Genomic DNA, 14,297 nt, shown 5'->3' on the forward strand with positions numbered 1-14,297 from the left:
CCCTTGGTCCAGCAAGAAGCGGCGCATTTTAGGCGTCTGCTTGGCTTCTCAGCGCCGATTTCTACGTTATACAGTTCAAAACAGAAAATTTTGACAGGTACATTCGTTTGAAGATCCTTTTCATTCACCAGAATTTCCCTGGGCAGTTTAAGCATCTTGCACCAGAGCTGGCCGCGCGTGGCTATGACGTGCGCTGCATCACCCTACGTGTCACGGAGCCGGGAAATTGGAAGGGTGTTCAAATCTACCCTTATGGGATCAAGCGCAAACCCTCTCAGGGGTTGCACCCGTGGCTCGTGGATTTTGAAACCAAGGTGCTGCGGGCAGAGGCCTGTTTTGCTGCGGCGCGCAATCTGCGCGATCAGGAAGGCTATGTGCCCGATGTGATTGTGGCGCATCCCGGCTGGGGCGAGCCGATGTTTCTGCGCGATCTCTGGCCAACCGCGCGCATCGGTCTCTACAGCGAGCTCTATTATTCGCTCAACGATCAGGACACCGACTTTGATCCGGAGTTTCCCAAGGCCAATGCGGACACAGATTCCATCCGCCTGCGCCTGAAGAACCTCAACAATATGATGCACCGGCAATCTGTCGACCTCTGCATCAGCCCGACCCGTTTTCAGGCCTCGACCTTCCCGGAGGAGTATCAAGGGATCATCAGCGTGATCCACGATGGCATCGACACCGAGGTCGTGCGGCCCAATCCAGATGCGCAGCTCACGCTTCCGGACGGCAGCGTATTGTCCCGCGAGGATGAGGTGATCACTTTTGTGAACCGCAATCTGGAACCTTATCGCGGCTACCACGTCTTTATGCGCGCGCTGCCGGAGCTGCTGAAACGCCGCCCCAAGGCGCAAGTCGTGATCGTCGGCGGGGATGAGGTGAGCTACGGCTCAGCTCCGCCGAAAGGCCAGACATGGAAACAAATCTACATTGATGAAGTGCGCGGCCAGATTCCGACCCCCAATTGGGAGCGTGTACATTTCCTCGGCAAAGTGCCTTATGACCAGTTCCTGTCGATGCTGCAGATCAGCCGGGCACATGTCTATCTGACCTACCCCTTCGTGCTCAGCTGGTCGCTGCTGGAAGCCATGGCCATCGGCGCACCGATTGTGGCCAGTGACACCGCCCCTGTGGCCGAAGTCATCACCCACGGCGAAACCGGCCGGCTATTCCCCTTCTTTGAGAAGGAACAGATGGTGGATGAAATCTGCACTGTGCTTGAGGATCCCGAAATGCGCGCGCAGATGGGGAAGGCCTCTAGAGAGTTTGCCGTCACGCATTATGATCTGCAGACCCAATGCCTGCCCGAGCAACTGGCCTGGATCGACAAGCTTCACGCCATGCCCCCCGGCGCCCTGCGCAGCTAAGGCCGGGGCGTTCGCCACGATCCGTTATCAAGGCAGTCGTCTCTCAATCAAAAAAGCCGCAGCGAAAACTGCGGCTCTTGTTTTTCAGATCTCGCTTCGGATCAGATCTTCTTATCTTCGATCCGCAACTGGCGTGCCCGTGTCAGAATCGCATCCTCCACCGCACGTGCCGTGCTCTCAGGTACCGCGCGGCCGCCATTGGATTGCAGCGCCACATTCAGCGACCGCGCATCAAGCGCCGCATCGCGCACAAACACAGTGGCACGGTAAGAACGCCCGCCACCCGGAGGTGTGCCATAGCCGGTTGAAATCACACCGCTGAAGGGGTCAACCGTCTGCACCGGCAGAAAATCCAGAACCTCAAGCGACGCCGCCCAAATATACTTGTTCACGCGCACCGTCTGATCCGCATTGTCCGGTCCAAAGGCATCCCAGAGCGTATCTTCTTCCGCCGTAGTATCTGCGGGACGCACTTCTCCCAACAGGCCGGATCCATTATTGCGGTTTCCGCAAGCGGTCAGGGTGGTGGCCGCCACAAGAGCAACCAAAAGCACGGGGCGACGTAGAAGTTCCATAAAACTGCCTCAAGACGTGGTTTGTAACCGTCCTAGCCAAGCTGTGCCTGTTGAGCAAGGCTCTTGGGGGTAAAGTGCCTGTTATGGTCTAGTATCTTGGTACGTTCCTGTGAAACTTGCCTTTGCGTAAGGGGCTTTTCAGCGGTGAGAAATAACGATGCGATATAGGAAGTATCTAGCGTTGTGGCAGGACTGTGGCATGTCTGCACCATGTCGACTTACAATCTCTTAAAGCTTTGCGCTATGCTTGCCAAAATACCCCCAAAAGAGCGAGAGACTACCGCATACCCAATTACGGATTCTCCGGGTTGGGCGCATGAATTGGAAATCCGAGGGAAAAATCATGAAAAAGATTCTCTTCGCTTCGACTGCTCTGGTTGCAACCGCATCCGTTGCAGCAGCAGACGTAACTTTCGGCGGTGCAGGCCGCTTCGGTCTGGTTTACGACGAAGGTCTGACAGACGAAACCATCCTGGATCACCGTATCCGTGTGAACATCACCGGTCTGACCGAAACCGATGGTGGCGTTAAGTTCGAAGGCCGTATCCGTCTTCAAGCACAAGAAGATGACGGCTTCGGCTCTGAAGGCACCGGCCCTGGCGGCGTTGGCTTCGCAGTGTCCACCGGCGGCATCCGTGTTGACGTTGGTTCCGTATCCGACGTATTCGACTCCGGCGACGTTCTGAACTGGTCCGGCTTCGAAATCGGTTACACCGCGATCTCCGGTCAGACCTCCAACTTCTCCGGCTTCGACCGTAACGGTTTCGCGGGCTCCGGCGACGACGACAACCAGACCATCAAACTGCGTTACACCGCAGGTGACTTCACCGGTTCTGCTTCCTACTCTCAGGAATCTGGTTCCAACGGTTCTGGCGACGGTGACGCATACTGGCAGATCGGTGGCGGCTACAACTTCGGCGCACACAACGTTGGTGTGATGTGGGGCGATAGCGATCAAGACAACACTCAGTGGGCAATCGGTGTTGACGGTTCCTTCGGCGACTTCGGTTACTCCGTACTGGTTGCTGACAACGACAACATGGACGACGTAGCATTCGGTGCTTCCGGTTCCTACACCATCTCCGCGGCAACTTCCGTGAACGCGCACATCTCCACCGGTGGTAACGACGCAAACGACACCGCATACGGTGTTGGCGTTTCCCACTCCCTGGGTGGCGGCGTTTCCCTGGGCGCAGGTGTTGCATCCAACGCTTCCGGCAACACCGTTGGCGACCTGGGTGTGGTCTTCAACTTCTAATAGTTGATAGACACCAAGTCTTTGGGGCGGGCTCGCAAGAGCCTGCCCCTTTCTTTTTGTGCCAAAGCATGATTTGTCGCGCCCCAATACCATTGATAGAGGCCGCCCATGTCGCTGACCGAAATTTCCCAACGTATCGTCAAAGCTGAAGCCTCTGCAGGGCGGGCTTCTGGCGCAACCCAGCTGATTGCCGTGAGCAAACGCCAGCCGGACGAGCGCGTCGCCGAGGTGTTGGCCCAAGGCCACCGCCTTTTTGGAGAAAATCAGGTGCAGGAAGCGGCAGGCAAATGGCCCGCGTTTCGGGAAACCTACCCGGATGCCAAAGTGCATCTGCTGGGGCCTCTGCAAACCAACAAAGCCCGACAGGCGATGGGTCTTTTTGACGCCATCCATTCGCTCGATCGTCCCAAGCTGGCCAATACGCTGGCGCGGCTGGCGCAGGAGGAAGGGCGCTGCCCTGATCTGTTTATTCAGGTCAACACCGGCGACGAGTCTCAGAAATCGGGCATTCTGCCGGCCGACACGGATGCCTTTGTTGCCGAATGCCGCGCGTTGGATCTGCCCATCGTAGGGCTGATGTGCATCCCACCGGTGGATGAAGAGCCAGCGCTGCATTTCGCGCTGCTCGCCAAATTGGCCAAGCGCAATGATCTGGCAGGCCTGTCCATGGGGATGAGCGGCGATTATGAGCGCGCGGTGGCGCTCGGGGCGACCCATGTGCGCGTGGGATCTGCCATCTTTGGCGCGCGGACCACATAAGGCACGACCGTCCGATAAGGTCGGATGCCTCCGGCGGGGATATTTCAGGAATGAGAATGCGCGTGCTTAGGGCACAATCACCCGTGTGCCGGGGACGACCCGCGCAGCGATCCAGTGAAGATCGGCGCGGCTGAAGGCGATGCAGCCCTCTGTGGCATAGCCGGGGCGGCGCCATTGATGCAGGAAAATGGCTGACCCGCGCCCCGAAACGGCCTCCTGCCAGTTCCAGTCGGTGATCAGGATCAGATCATACAGCGGATCCGCGCGGCGCATCACCTCATGGCTGGCGGCAAATGGTCCGCGCACCTGCTGGTTGTAGTCTGCGTGATCCGGTGCATCACACCACAGATCGTCTTTGCCAATCGGGAGCGCCCATGGGCGCGGTTCCGCAAGGCGATCAGCGCGATAGAGCATGCCGACGATTTTGTGCACCCCGCGGGGCGTGGCCCCGTCACCTTCGCGCTTGGTGTCACTGATGCCGCCTTTGCCGATGCTGCAGGGGAAATACCGGCCTTTGAAGCGCACCCCGCGCGGGGTCAGCACCAGATCATTTGGGGTCATAACATATGGCCGGATTTATGGGCTTTGGTGGCGAGATAGGCTTGGTTGTGGGCGTTTTGGCCCACTTTAAGCGCCACGCGCTCGGCCACGGAAACACCAGCCTTTTCCATCATGTCAATCTTGCGCGGGTTGTTGGTCAGCAGACGCACCTGGGCAAATCCCATCTCTTGCAGGATTTTGGCGCCAATGCGGAAATCGCGCTCATCATCCTCAAAGCCCAGCCGGTGATTGGCCTCAACCGTGTCAAACCCCTGATCCTGAAGCGAATAGGCGCGCATTTTATTGGCGAGCCCAATGCCACGGCCCTCTTGATTGAGGTACAGCAGGACGCCTTCGCCCTCGATGCCCATCTGATCCAGTGCCGCGTGCAGCTGCGGGCCGCAGTCACATTTCAGGCTGCCGAGCACATCACCGGTGAAACAGGCTGAATGCAGGCGGGCAAGCACTGGCTTGTCTCTGGAAGGACGTCCGATCTCAATCGCGTAATGTTCTGCGCCACCGTCTTCGGGGCGGAAAATATGCAGCCGCCCAGCCTCGGCCGCCGCCATGGGCAAGCGCGCATGCACCACCGGATGCAGCGGGCTTGTGGCTGCGAGATGGGGCGCGGCAAGGGGCGTCGGTATCACCGTGAGGCCATGATCGAGCGCGAATTGCGCCGCATCGGGCAAAGACACCGTGAGAGCTGCGGGCAGAAGTTGCGCGGATTTCACCAGTTTCACCGCGGCACGGTGCAGGTCGGCATCCCCGTCACGTGCTGTGGCCAGCGGCCCTTTCATTGGGCTTTTGAGATCATCTTCCGGCGCCGCAATGCTCTGAACCCATTTCAGCCCTGCATCTTTGGGCAGCGAAATCCGCGCCACATCGCCGTCATAGGCCCGGGCCTTTAGGGTTTCGGCGCGCCGCGCGGTGATCACCAGATGCGGCTCTTCGCCAAGCATGCGCACATCGTCAAGCCGTGCGTCGGTCAGGGTTTCTGCCGCCAGCACCAGCAAAGGCACAGCGCCTCCGGTCAAAACAATCGGCACCCCCATCCGCAGATCTGCACGCGCGCGGGCCAGTCGTTCGATGATGTCAGGTGCAAAACTCATGAGATTCTCAATTGGTTGGGCCACACATGTAGCGTCCCTTGCAGCAATATGAAACATTTGCCGCTGCTGAAACACGAGGGCGTGAGAGTTTTGCAGCAAATCTTGTTGTAAATGAATTGGTGCCTCAAATCGTCTACCAAGCAATTCAAACGAGGAGGCGGCACATGGCGCAATTGAAAAAAATCCTGCTGGTAGACGATGATGACGATCTGCGCGAGGCGCTGTCTGAGCAGTTGGTGATGACCGAAGACTTTGACGTGTTTGAAGCGGCCAACGGCGCAGATGCCATGAGCCGTGTCAAAGAAGGCCTGTATGACATCATCATTCTGGATGTGGGTCTGCCGGATACCGACGGCCGCGAGCTTTGCCGTCTGATGCGCAAGCAGGGCGTGAAAAGCCCGATCCTGATGCTGACCGGTCATGACAGCGACGCAGACACCATTCTGGGCCTTGATTCGGGCGCAAACGACTATGTGACCAAGCCGTTTAAGTTCCCGGTGCTGCTTGCGCGGATTCGTGCGCAGCTGCGCCAGCATGAGCAATCTGAAGACGCGGTCTTCCAGCTTGGGCCATATACGTTCAAGCCGTCCATGAAGCTCTTGACCACCGAAGATGACCGCAAGATCCGCCTGACCGAGAAAGAGACAAACATCCTGAAGTTCCTCTACCGGGCAACCGAAGGTGTTGTGGCGCGCGACGTGCTGCTCCACGAGGTCTGGGGGTATAATGCCGGTGTCACCACCCACACGCTGGAAACCCACATCTACCGTCTGCGTCAGAAGATCGAGCCCGATCCCTCCAACGCACGGCTGCTGATCACCGAAAGCGGCGGTTACCGGCTGGTGGCATAAAACCGCCGATGGATTGCTGTGGGACTTTGCACAACCACGGCAGCCCCTAAATATGTTACAATGGTGCGGTGACAAATTTGAAACGCGCACCATTTGCAAAGACCAAAGAGTTCCCGCCCATGTCCGGGTTATGACATGAACCTCCCTGTTGGACTGGCCCGGGCTCCGGCTCGGGCCTTTTTTTGTGCCTAGGGTCTGGACGCCTCTGTCTTGGCGCAGCTTTCGGATTGGCAGCACCCGCCCGCCCGCGTAGGGTCGCGTCAAACATCTGAGGGAGAGCTCCATGTCATTCACGCTTGCCACCTGGAACATCAACTCCGTGCGTCTGCGCGAGCCGATTGTGCAAAAGCTGATGCAGGAAGAAGCGCCTGATGTGCTCTGCCTTCAGGAATGTAAAAGCCCCGTGGACAAGATCCCGATGGAAAGCTTTGCCGCCCTTGGCTACACCCACATGGTGGCGCGCGGCCAGAAGGGCTACAACGGCGTGGCGATCTTCTCAAAGATCCCCATGGAGGAAGCAGGCAGTGAAGATTTTGCCGATCTCGGCCATGCCCGCCACATCGCAGGTCGGCTGGAGAACGGTGTGACAGTGCACAATTTCTACGTACCCGCGGGCGGCGACGTGCCGGATCGCGAGCAAAACGAGAAGTTTGGCCAGAAGCTCGATTATCTGGCGGACATGCGGGACTACTTCAAACGCGAAGACATGAGCAAATCCATCATGGTCGGCGATCTCAACATCGCCCCGCGCGAAGATGACGTCTGGGATCACAAGAAACTGCTGAAAGTGGTGAGCCACACCCCGATTGAGGTCGAAAAACTTGCCGAAACCCAGGAGGCGGGCGGTTGGGTCGATATCACCCGGCAGGACATCCCCGAGGGCAAGCTCTATAGCTGGTGGTCTTATCGCGCGCGCGATTGGGACGCGGCGGATAAGGGCCGCAGGCTCGATCATATCTGGGCCACGCCTGATATTTCCAACGCCGCGCATTCCAGCCGCGTGCTGCGCGCCGCCCGTGGCTGGGAAAAGCCGTCAGACCACGCGCCGATCTTTGCCACCTTCGACCTGTAAAACACCCGCGGCTTTGCCCGCTTTTGCTGCGCGCCAAAACCAACTCCTCCCTTGGTTTCTGCGCCGCATCTCGCCATATAGGGGGCAAGGTCCAGACGGAGACAAAAGATGATGGATATTCTTGGCGGAGGCGCACAGACCGCGCCCGCAAATGGTGATCTGATCAAAGACGTATCTGAAGCCACTTTTATGGCCGATGTTGTGGATGCCTCTATGACTGTGCCGGTGATCGTGGACTTCTGGGCGCCATGGTGCGGCCCCTGCAAGACCCTCGGCCCGGCACTTGAGGCGGCTGTGACCGCAGCGGGCGGCGCGGTGAAAATGGCCAAGGTCAATGTGGATGAAAACCAGATGATCGCAGGCCAGATGCGCGTGCAATCCATCCCGACCGTCTATGCCTTCTGGCAGGGCCAGCCGGTTGACGGTTTCCAGGGCGCGCTGCCGCCCAGCGAGATCGACGCTTTTGTGGCGCGCGTGGTTGAGGCCGGTGGCGGCGCCATGCCGGATGGCGGTCTGGCGGATGCGCTGGCCGCAGCGGAAGAGATGCTGGGCGAGGGCGATGCCACCTCTGCGGCGGAAACCTTTGCCGCCATTGCCGAGCAAGATCCTGAAAACGCAGCCGCATTTGCGGGCATGGCGCGCGCCTATCTGGCGCTTGGTCAGACCGATCAGGCTGAAGCAGTTATCAACGGCGCGCCGGAGGCCATTTCCGAAGCCGCCGAAATCGAAGCGGTGCGCGCGCAGATCGAGTTGGCCCGTCAGGCGGAGAATGCTGGGCCCGTGGCCGAGCTGCGCGCGGCTGTGGAGGCGGATCCCGACAACCATCAGGCGCGTCTCGATCTGGCGCAGGCCCTGCATGCCGCCGATCAGGTCGAAGAGGCCGTGACCGAGCTTCTGGAGCTCTTCCGCCGCGATCGCGAATGGAACGACGGCGCAGCCAAGGCCCAGCTCTTCACCATTTTTGAGGCGCTTCCGGCCAATGATCCGGTGGTGCTCAATGGGCGTCGTAAACTGAGCTCGCTGATCTTTGCATGATCTCGCTTTGCGGATCAGGCGTTCCAGAGTAGGCTTCTGCCATGTTCAAAGCCGCTGACCTTCCGGAAACGCTGGCGGTGTTTCCTTTGCCCGGGGCGCTGATGTTGCCCCGCGCGCGCCTTCCGCTGCATATCTTTGAACCGCGCTATCTGGCGATGCTGGATGACGCGCTCAAGACCTCGGAGCGCCTGATCGGGATGATCCAGCCCAATGAGGTGCCGGGGCGGGACGGCTCCGGCCTGCACACCATCGGCTGCGCCGGGCGCATCACCCAGTTTTCAGAGACCGATGACAATCGCTATCTGATCACCCTCTCGGGCGTCTCCCGCTTTCGCGTGTTGCAGGAGGTCGAAGGGTTTGCGCCTTACCGCCGCTGTCAGGTGCTATGGGACGGTTTTGAGCGCGATCTGGGCGGCACGGAAAATGATCCGGGCTTTCAGCGCCCGGCCTTCATGGATCTGCTCAAGCGGTATTTTGACCAACGCGAGCTGTCGACCGACTGGGACACGCTCAAAGATGCCGATGACGAGTTGCTGATCAACTCGCTGTCGATGCTTTTGGAGTTTGGCGCAGAGGACAAACAGGCGCTGCTGGAAGCGCCTTCGTTGACCACGCGCCGCGAAACCCTTGTGACACTTTTGGAATTTGCACTGCGCAGCGGTGACGGAGAGGACTTGATACAATGATGGATGCGCAAAGCGAGCCGCAGCTTGACCCGAAATTTGACCGCCGGATGCTGGAGGCGCTGGTCTGCCCGCAGACCGGCCGGACGTTGGAATATGACGCGGACAAGCAGGAGCTGATCTCCCGCGCCGCCGGTCTTGCCTTTCCGATCCGCGCAGGCATCCCTGTGATGCTGATCGACGAAGCCCGCGTGATCGAGTGAACTCAAAGTTAAGCCATTGAAAGAAGGCTGAGGGGGCCAGCCCCCTCGCGCTTTGCGCTCACCCCCGGGATATTTGACGAATGAGAAACGCGGGCCGGGAGGCTACTGCATCAGCTTGGGCAATTCACCATTGAGGCCCGCAGCCTCACGCATGAAGGTGCGGCGCAGGCCCGGCATTGCCCCCACAAGCCCCATGCCCACATCTCGCGCGGCGCGCAGCAGTGGGTTGTCGTTGGAGAAAAGCTTGTTGGTCAGATCGGTTGCGGCCACCAGCGTGGCGGTGTCAAAACGCCGCCATTCCTGATAGCGGCCCAGCACCAGCGGAGAAGCGATGTCTTCGCCGCGCTGCTGTGCCTCCGTCAGGATTTGCGCCAGCGCGGCCACATCGCGCAGACCAGCGTTGAGCCCTTGCCCGGCAATCGGGTGCATGCCATGGGCCGCATCCCCCACCAGCGCCACGCGCTCTGCGATGAAGCTGTTGGCCACCGACAGGCTCAGCGGATAGGTAAAGCGGTTGCCCGCCAGTTCGATCTCTCCAAGGAAATCGCCAAAGCGCGGACGCAGCACCGCCATATAGTCCTCGTCAGACAGCGCATGGATGGCAGCAGCGGCCTCGTCGGTTTCTGACCAGACAATGGAGCTCATATTGTTTGGCAGCGGCAGGATCGCCAGTGGGCCGGGGGGCATAAAGAACTGATGCGCCACGCCATGGTGAGGCTTTTCATGTTTGATCGCGCAGACCAGCGCGGTCTGCCCATAGCCCCAGCCGGTGCGCTTGATACGCGCGCGTTTGCCAACACCGGTCTGCCGCCCGTCACAGCCCACCAGCAGCCTTGCGCGCCGTGTTGTGTCATCACTCAGCGTGACCGTGACACCGCTGACATCAACCGCTTGATCGGTAACCTCTGTGCCGGATATCAGCGTGATTTTCGGCTCGGCTTCCATTGCCGCCAGGAAGGCGCGGTAAAGAAAGCGGTCCTCCAGCATGAACCCCATCGGGCCTTCTTCGAGCTCGCGGTGGTCAAAATGCATGAAGAACGGTGCCGGCCCTTCGCCCGCGCGCCCGTCTGAGACCTTGATGTCGCGCATCGGCTCGGCCTGATCCGCCACCTGCTCCCAGACACCAATCGCACTCAGCAGCCGCTTGGAAGCCAGCGCCAGCGCATAGCCACGCCCGTCAAAGTTGCCTGCCGCCCGTGCGGGTGCAGGGCGCGCATCCACAACGGTCACATCAAAGCCCGCCTGCGCGAGCGCCAGCGCCAGGGCAGGGCCGTTCAGCCCGCCACCAGCGATCAGAATATCAGTGTCAAAACTCATGACGCCAATATGGGTGTCGGTTCGGGATTGTCCATGCGCGATTGCGCCGCTACCGTCGCGCTGATCAGAGGTTTGGAGAGCAAAATGTTGGAATGGCTGAAAATGGGCGTTGCGGATCTGGGGCGCGGGATCGAGGCCGGGGCAATCGATCCGGTGGCGCTGACCGAAACCTATCTGACCGCCATTGAAGGCCATTCACTGCGTGATCGCATCTATTCTGCGATCACCCGCGAGCGCGCTTTGGCGGAGGCCGCCGCCGCCTCCGAACGCGCCCGTCTGGGGCTGCGCCTCTCGCCACTTGATGGCGTGCCGATCAGCTGGAAAGACCTGTTTGACAGCGCCGGTGTGGTGACGGAAGCCGGATCTGCCCTGCTCAAGGGCCGTGTGCCGCAGGAAGACGCTGAGGTGCTCTCCAATGCCACCGCCATGGGTCTGATCTGCCTTGGCAAAACCCATATGAGCGAGCTGGCGTTCTCCGGCCTTGGCCTCAACCCGATCACCGCCACACCGCCCTGCGTGAATGACGCAGGCGCAGTGCCCGGCGGCTCCTCGTCCGGGGCGGCCACCAGCGTGGCGTTTGACCTTGCGCCTGCGGGCATCGGCTCTGACACCGGCGGCTCGGTGCGCATTCCGGCGGCGTGGAATGATCTTGTCGGTCTGAAAACCACGCCGGGGCGGATTTCGTGCAAAGGCGTGGTGCCGCTGTGCCGCAGCTTTGACACCATCGGCCCGATCACCCGCACAGTAGAGGACGCCGCGCTGCTCTTTGCCATGCTGGATGGCAGCGCGCCGGTCGATCTGCGCGGTGCATCGCTTGCTGGCAAAAGGTTCGCTGTGCTGGAAACCATCGCGCTTGAGGGCGTGCGCGAGGCCCCTATGGCGGGTTTTGAGCGCGCCATCCACCGCATCGAAGTCGCTGGCGCGTCGCTTGAGTTCATCCAAGCGCCGGAGATCGCGGAGGCCATGAGCCTCACTGCGCCGCTTTACACGGCGGAGGCTTACGGCGAGTGGAAAGACATCATCGAGGCGGCACCGGATAAGATGTTTGACCAGATCCTGGAGCGGTTCCGCGCCGGGGCCACCATCACCGGGCCGGATTACGTCGCCGCTTGGCAGCGCTTGCATGAATTGCGCGAGATCTGGGAGGCCCGCATTGCCAACTATGACGCTGTGGTCCTGCCCACTGCCCCGATCCTGCCGCCCAATGTGGAACGCCTGATGACCGATCAGGACTATTACATCACGGAAAACCTGCTTGCCCTGCGCAACACCCGCATCGGCAACCTCATGGGCAGCGCAGGCATCACCCTGCCCACGGATGTGCCTTCCTGTGGCGTCATGCTCTTGGTCAAAGGCGGCGATGAAGCGCGCCTCTTGCGCTTGGCCGCCGCTGTGGAGCCGCTTTTTCATGCAGACTACGCCTCGCGTCATCTGACAAAGCCCGCTACAAGCGGCGCATGAAAAAATTTGAAATCTTTGTGGTGACCGCGCCGGGGCTGGAAAAGCCTCTGGCGGCGGAAATGGCGGATCTGGGCTTCAAAAAGCCCAAAATGATGCCCGGCGGCGTGCGCTTTCGCGGCAACTGGCAGGATGTCTGGCGCGCCAATCTGAGCCTGCGCGGCGCGGTGCGCGTGCTGGCGCGGATCGACAATTTTCAGGCCATGCACCTCAATCAGCTGGAGCGTCTGATCGCTGATATGCCATGGCGGCAATATCTGCGCACGGATGTGCCGTTGAAGGTGGATGTCGCCACGCAGAAATCCAAGATCTACCACGCAGGTGCTGCCAAAGAGCGCATCGAGCGGGGCTTGGCCACCGCCGTTGGCGCGCCCATTTCGGCAGAGGCCGACGTGGTGGTGAAAGCGCGGATCGACAACAATATGGTCACCCTCTCGCTCGACACCACGGGCGAAAGCCTGCACAAGCGCGGCCACAAATCCGCCGTCGCCAAGGCCCCCATGCGCGAAAACATGGCTGCCATGTTCCTGCGCCAGCTTGGCTTTGATGGCAGCCAGCCGGTCTATGACCCGATGTGCGGCTCTGGCACCTTTGTGATCGAAGCGGCCGAGATCGCCGCCGGGCTTCTGCCGGGGCGCTCCCGCAGCTTTGCTTTTCAGCAGCTCGCCAATTTTGACATCGAGGCGTTCCAAGCGCTGCGCAATGGCGAGGCAACAGCGCCCAACGCACGCTTCTTTGGCTCCGACAAAGACGCCGGTGCGATCCGCATGGCAGGCGAAAATGCCAGCCGCGCAGAGGTGGCGGATTGGGCCAGCTTTGCCCAGAAAAGCGCAGGCGAGATCACGCCGCCAGATGGCCCTCCCGGTATCGTTGTGGTGAACCCGCCTTACGGCGCGCGGATCGGCGACAAAAAAGGGCTGTTTGCGCTTTACGCAAGCTTTGGCAAAGCGCTCTCGCAGCATTTCTCCGGCTGGACCGTGGGCATCGTCACCACCGACACAGGGCTCGCCGGCGCCACCGGTCTGCCGCTAGAAACACCTTTTGCCACCGTGGCGCATGGCGGGTTGAAGGTGCAGCTCTACACTTGTGAGGTGCCTTAGGCGGCGTCTGCATTTAGACATGTCACCGGCGCGAGACGGATTTGGCCAAAATCTGCCCTTGCTGCGTTGTTTTCGCTTGAAAAAGAGCCACCCTTCCTGCGCGAAAGCGCCTTGCAAACCCAGATTTTGGTCTGAAACCGGTGGCATGTCTAAATGCAGACGCCGCCTAGGACAGGAGCCGCAACGCGATGAGCCATCCACCTCTGCATCTCTGGGGCATCCATGCGCCGCTTGAAGAGCTCAGAGGGGGGCATCGCAATACGGTCTGGCGCACGCGCGGCCTGCCCAAGGAACTGGTGTTCAAATCCACCCAACGGTCAGAGGCGGCCATAGCTTGGCTTTCGGAGGTGCAGACCATTGCCCGTGCCGCAGGGCTAAATGTGCCGCACATGCGCCGCAGCCTGTCCGGCGATTGGATCGCTGAAGGCTGGATATGTGAGGAGCTTGTCGAGGGGGCGGCGATACCGCCTGCTGCGGCTTCTGACCTTTCCGCCCCGCTCAACCGGTTTCACGAAATGAGCCGCGCTTTGTCTCAACGGCCCGGGTTTTGTGCCACCGCCGACCTGCTGACCCGCGCGGCGGGCGGCGACGTCGACCTCACACGCATGCCCGCCGATCTTGTGGCCCTGTGCCGGGCCGCTTGGAGTGCCGTGCAAACCGCGCCGCTCTGTGTGGTGCATGGCGACCTTGCGCCGGGCAATCTGCTGCGTGATCCGCTGGGGCATCTCTGGCTGATTGATTGGGATGAATGCCGCCGCGACCTGCCGCTTTTTGATCGGGTGATGCTTGAGCCGTTGGGGCCGGAGGCGCGTCTTGCCCATCTCGCATGGGAGGTGGCCTGCGGCTGGCAGCGGGAGCCGGAACACGCCCGTCAACTTGCTCGAGACCTGCGCGGATTTTGAGCTGTGAAATTCACGCAACGCGCGCTGGGGTAACCTTTTTTCGGACCGAAATTTCGCACCTACGC

15 protein-coding genes are annotated in these 14,297 nt (G+C 60.4%); 11 read left to right on the forward strand and 4 right to left on the reverse strand.

The window, feature by feature from the left end:
• Positions 1–107 precede the first annotated feature (107 nt).
• Positions 108–1,370 (forward strand): glycosyltransferase family 4 protein, encoded by a 1,263-nt coding sequence (locus tag J7412_RS09435; RefSeq protein ID WP_209078437.1) that lies wholly within the window; start codon positions 108–110, stop codon positions 1,368–1,370.
• Positions 1,371–1,471: 101 nt separating this feature from the next.
• Here J7412_RS09435 and J7412_RS09440 read toward each other — a convergent pair whose 3' ends face one another.
• A complete protein-coding gene (locus J7412_RS09440; protein ID WP_209064727.1) occupies positions 1,472–1,945 on the reverse strand; it encodes a DUF3576 domain-containing protein in 474 nt (157 codons plus the stop codon).
• A 343-nt stretch (positions 1,946–2,288) separates the two neighbouring features.
• Between J7412_RS09440 and J7412_RS09445 the strand changes: the two genes are divergently transcribed.
• Positions 2,289–3,203, forward strand: coding sequence for a porin (locus tag J7412_RS09445; protein WP_209078438.1), 915 nt, complete (start codon positions 2,289–2,291; stop codon positions 3,201–3,203).
• Positions 3,204–3,311: 108 nt separating this feature from the next.
• Positions 3,312–3,962 (forward strand): YggS family pyridoxal phosphate-dependent enzyme, encoded by a 651-nt coding sequence (locus tag J7412_RS09450; RefSeq protein WP_209078439.1) that lies wholly within the window; start codon positions 3,312–3,314, stop codon positions 3,960–3,962.
• Between the two features lie 66 nt (positions 3,963–4,028).
• Here J7412_RS09450 and J7412_RS09455 read toward each other — a convergent pair whose 3' ends face one another.
• Positions 4,029–4,523 (reverse strand): L,D-transpeptidase family protein, encoded by a 495-nt coding sequence (locus J7412_RS09455; RefSeq protein WP_209078440.1) that lies wholly within the window; start codon positions 4,521–4,523, stop codon positions 4,029–4,031.
• Positions 4,520–5,611 (reverse strand): GTP cyclohydrolase II, encoded by a 1,092-nt coding sequence (ribA, locus tag J7412_RS09460; RefSeq protein ID WP_209078441.1) that lies wholly within the window; start codon positions 5,609–5,611, stop codon positions 4,520–4,522. Before ribA ends, J7412_RS09455 begins: the two co-directional genes overlap by 4 nt.
• Positions 5,612–5,775: 164 nt before the next feature.
• On the opposite strand from ribA, the gene J7412_RS09465 reads away from it, so the two are divergent.
• The 5 genes from J7412_RS09465 (at position 5,776) to J7412_RS09485 (ending at position 9,455) form a co-directional block, all read left to right on the forward strand.
• Entirely contained in the window at positions 5,776–6,462 is a 687-nt protein-coding gene (locus J7412_RS09465; protein ID WP_209064738.1) for a response regulator transcription factor, read from the forward strand.
• Positions 6,463–6,745: 283 nt separating this feature from the next.
• Entirely contained in the window at positions 6,746–7,534 is a 789-nt protein-coding gene (xth, locus tag J7412_RS09470) for an exodeoxyribonuclease III (protein WP_209078442.1), read from the forward strand.
• Between the two features lie 108 nt (positions 7,535–7,642).
• Entirely contained in the window at positions 7,643–8,569 is a 927-nt protein-coding gene (locus J7412_RS09475; RefSeq protein WP_209078443.1) for a co-chaperone YbbN, read from the forward strand.
• 41 nt (positions 8,570–8,610) lie between these two features.
• The gene (locus tag J7412_RS09480; protein WP_209064744.1) at positions 8,611–9,255 is read left to right on the forward strand and encodes an LON peptidase substrate-binding domain-containing protein; all 645 of its coding nucleotides are present in this window, start codon (positions 8,611–8,613) and stop codon (positions 9,253–9,255) included.
• Entirely contained in the window at positions 9,255–9,455 is a 201-nt protein-coding gene (locus J7412_RS09485) for a Trm112 family protein (protein WP_209078751.1), read from the forward strand. The genes J7412_RS09480 and J7412_RS09485 overlap by 1 nt, the downstream gene beginning before the upstream one ends.
• A gap of 102 nt (positions 9,456–9,557) precedes the next feature.
• Here the strand turns inward: J7412_RS09485 and J7412_RS09490 are convergent, their stop codons facing one another.
• Positions 9,558–10,772, reverse strand: a complete 1,215-nt coding sequence (locus J7412_RS09490; protein ID WP_209078444.1) for an FAD-dependent monooxygenase — start codon at positions 10,770–10,772, stop codon at positions 9,558–9,560.
• An 84-nt stretch (positions 10,773–10,856) separates the two neighbouring features.
• Here J7412_RS09490 and J7412_RS09495 point away from each other — a divergent pair, with 84 nt between their 5' ends.
• From J7412_RS09495 to J7412_RS09505, 3 genes are all read left to right on the forward strand, one after another.
• On the forward strand, positions 10,857–12,233 hold the full coding sequence (locus tag J7412_RS09495; protein ID WP_209078445.1) for an amidase family protein: 1,377 nt from the start codon (positions 10,857–10,859) through the stop codon (positions 12,231–12,233).
• Positions 12,230–13,330: a class I SAM-dependent RNA methyltransferase gene (locus J7412_RS09500; RefSeq protein ID WP_209078446.1), complete on the forward strand. Its 1,101-nt coding sequence runs from the start codon at positions 12,230–12,232 to the stop codon at positions 13,328–13,330. The genes J7412_RS09495 and J7412_RS09500 overlap by 4 nt, the downstream gene beginning before the upstream one ends.
• Positions 13,331–13,518: 188 nt before the next feature.
• Positions 13,519–14,232 (forward strand): phosphotransferase, encoded by a 714-nt coding sequence (locus tag J7412_RS09505; protein WP_209078447.1) that lies wholly within the window; start codon positions 13,519–13,521, stop codon positions 14,230–14,232.
• Positions 14,233–14,297: the final 65 nt, after the last annotated feature.

The organism is Shimia sp. R9_3 (assembly GCF_017743755.1).
GTDB lineage: Bacteria > Pseudomonadota > Alphaproteobacteria > Rhodobacterales > Rhodobacteraceae > Shimia.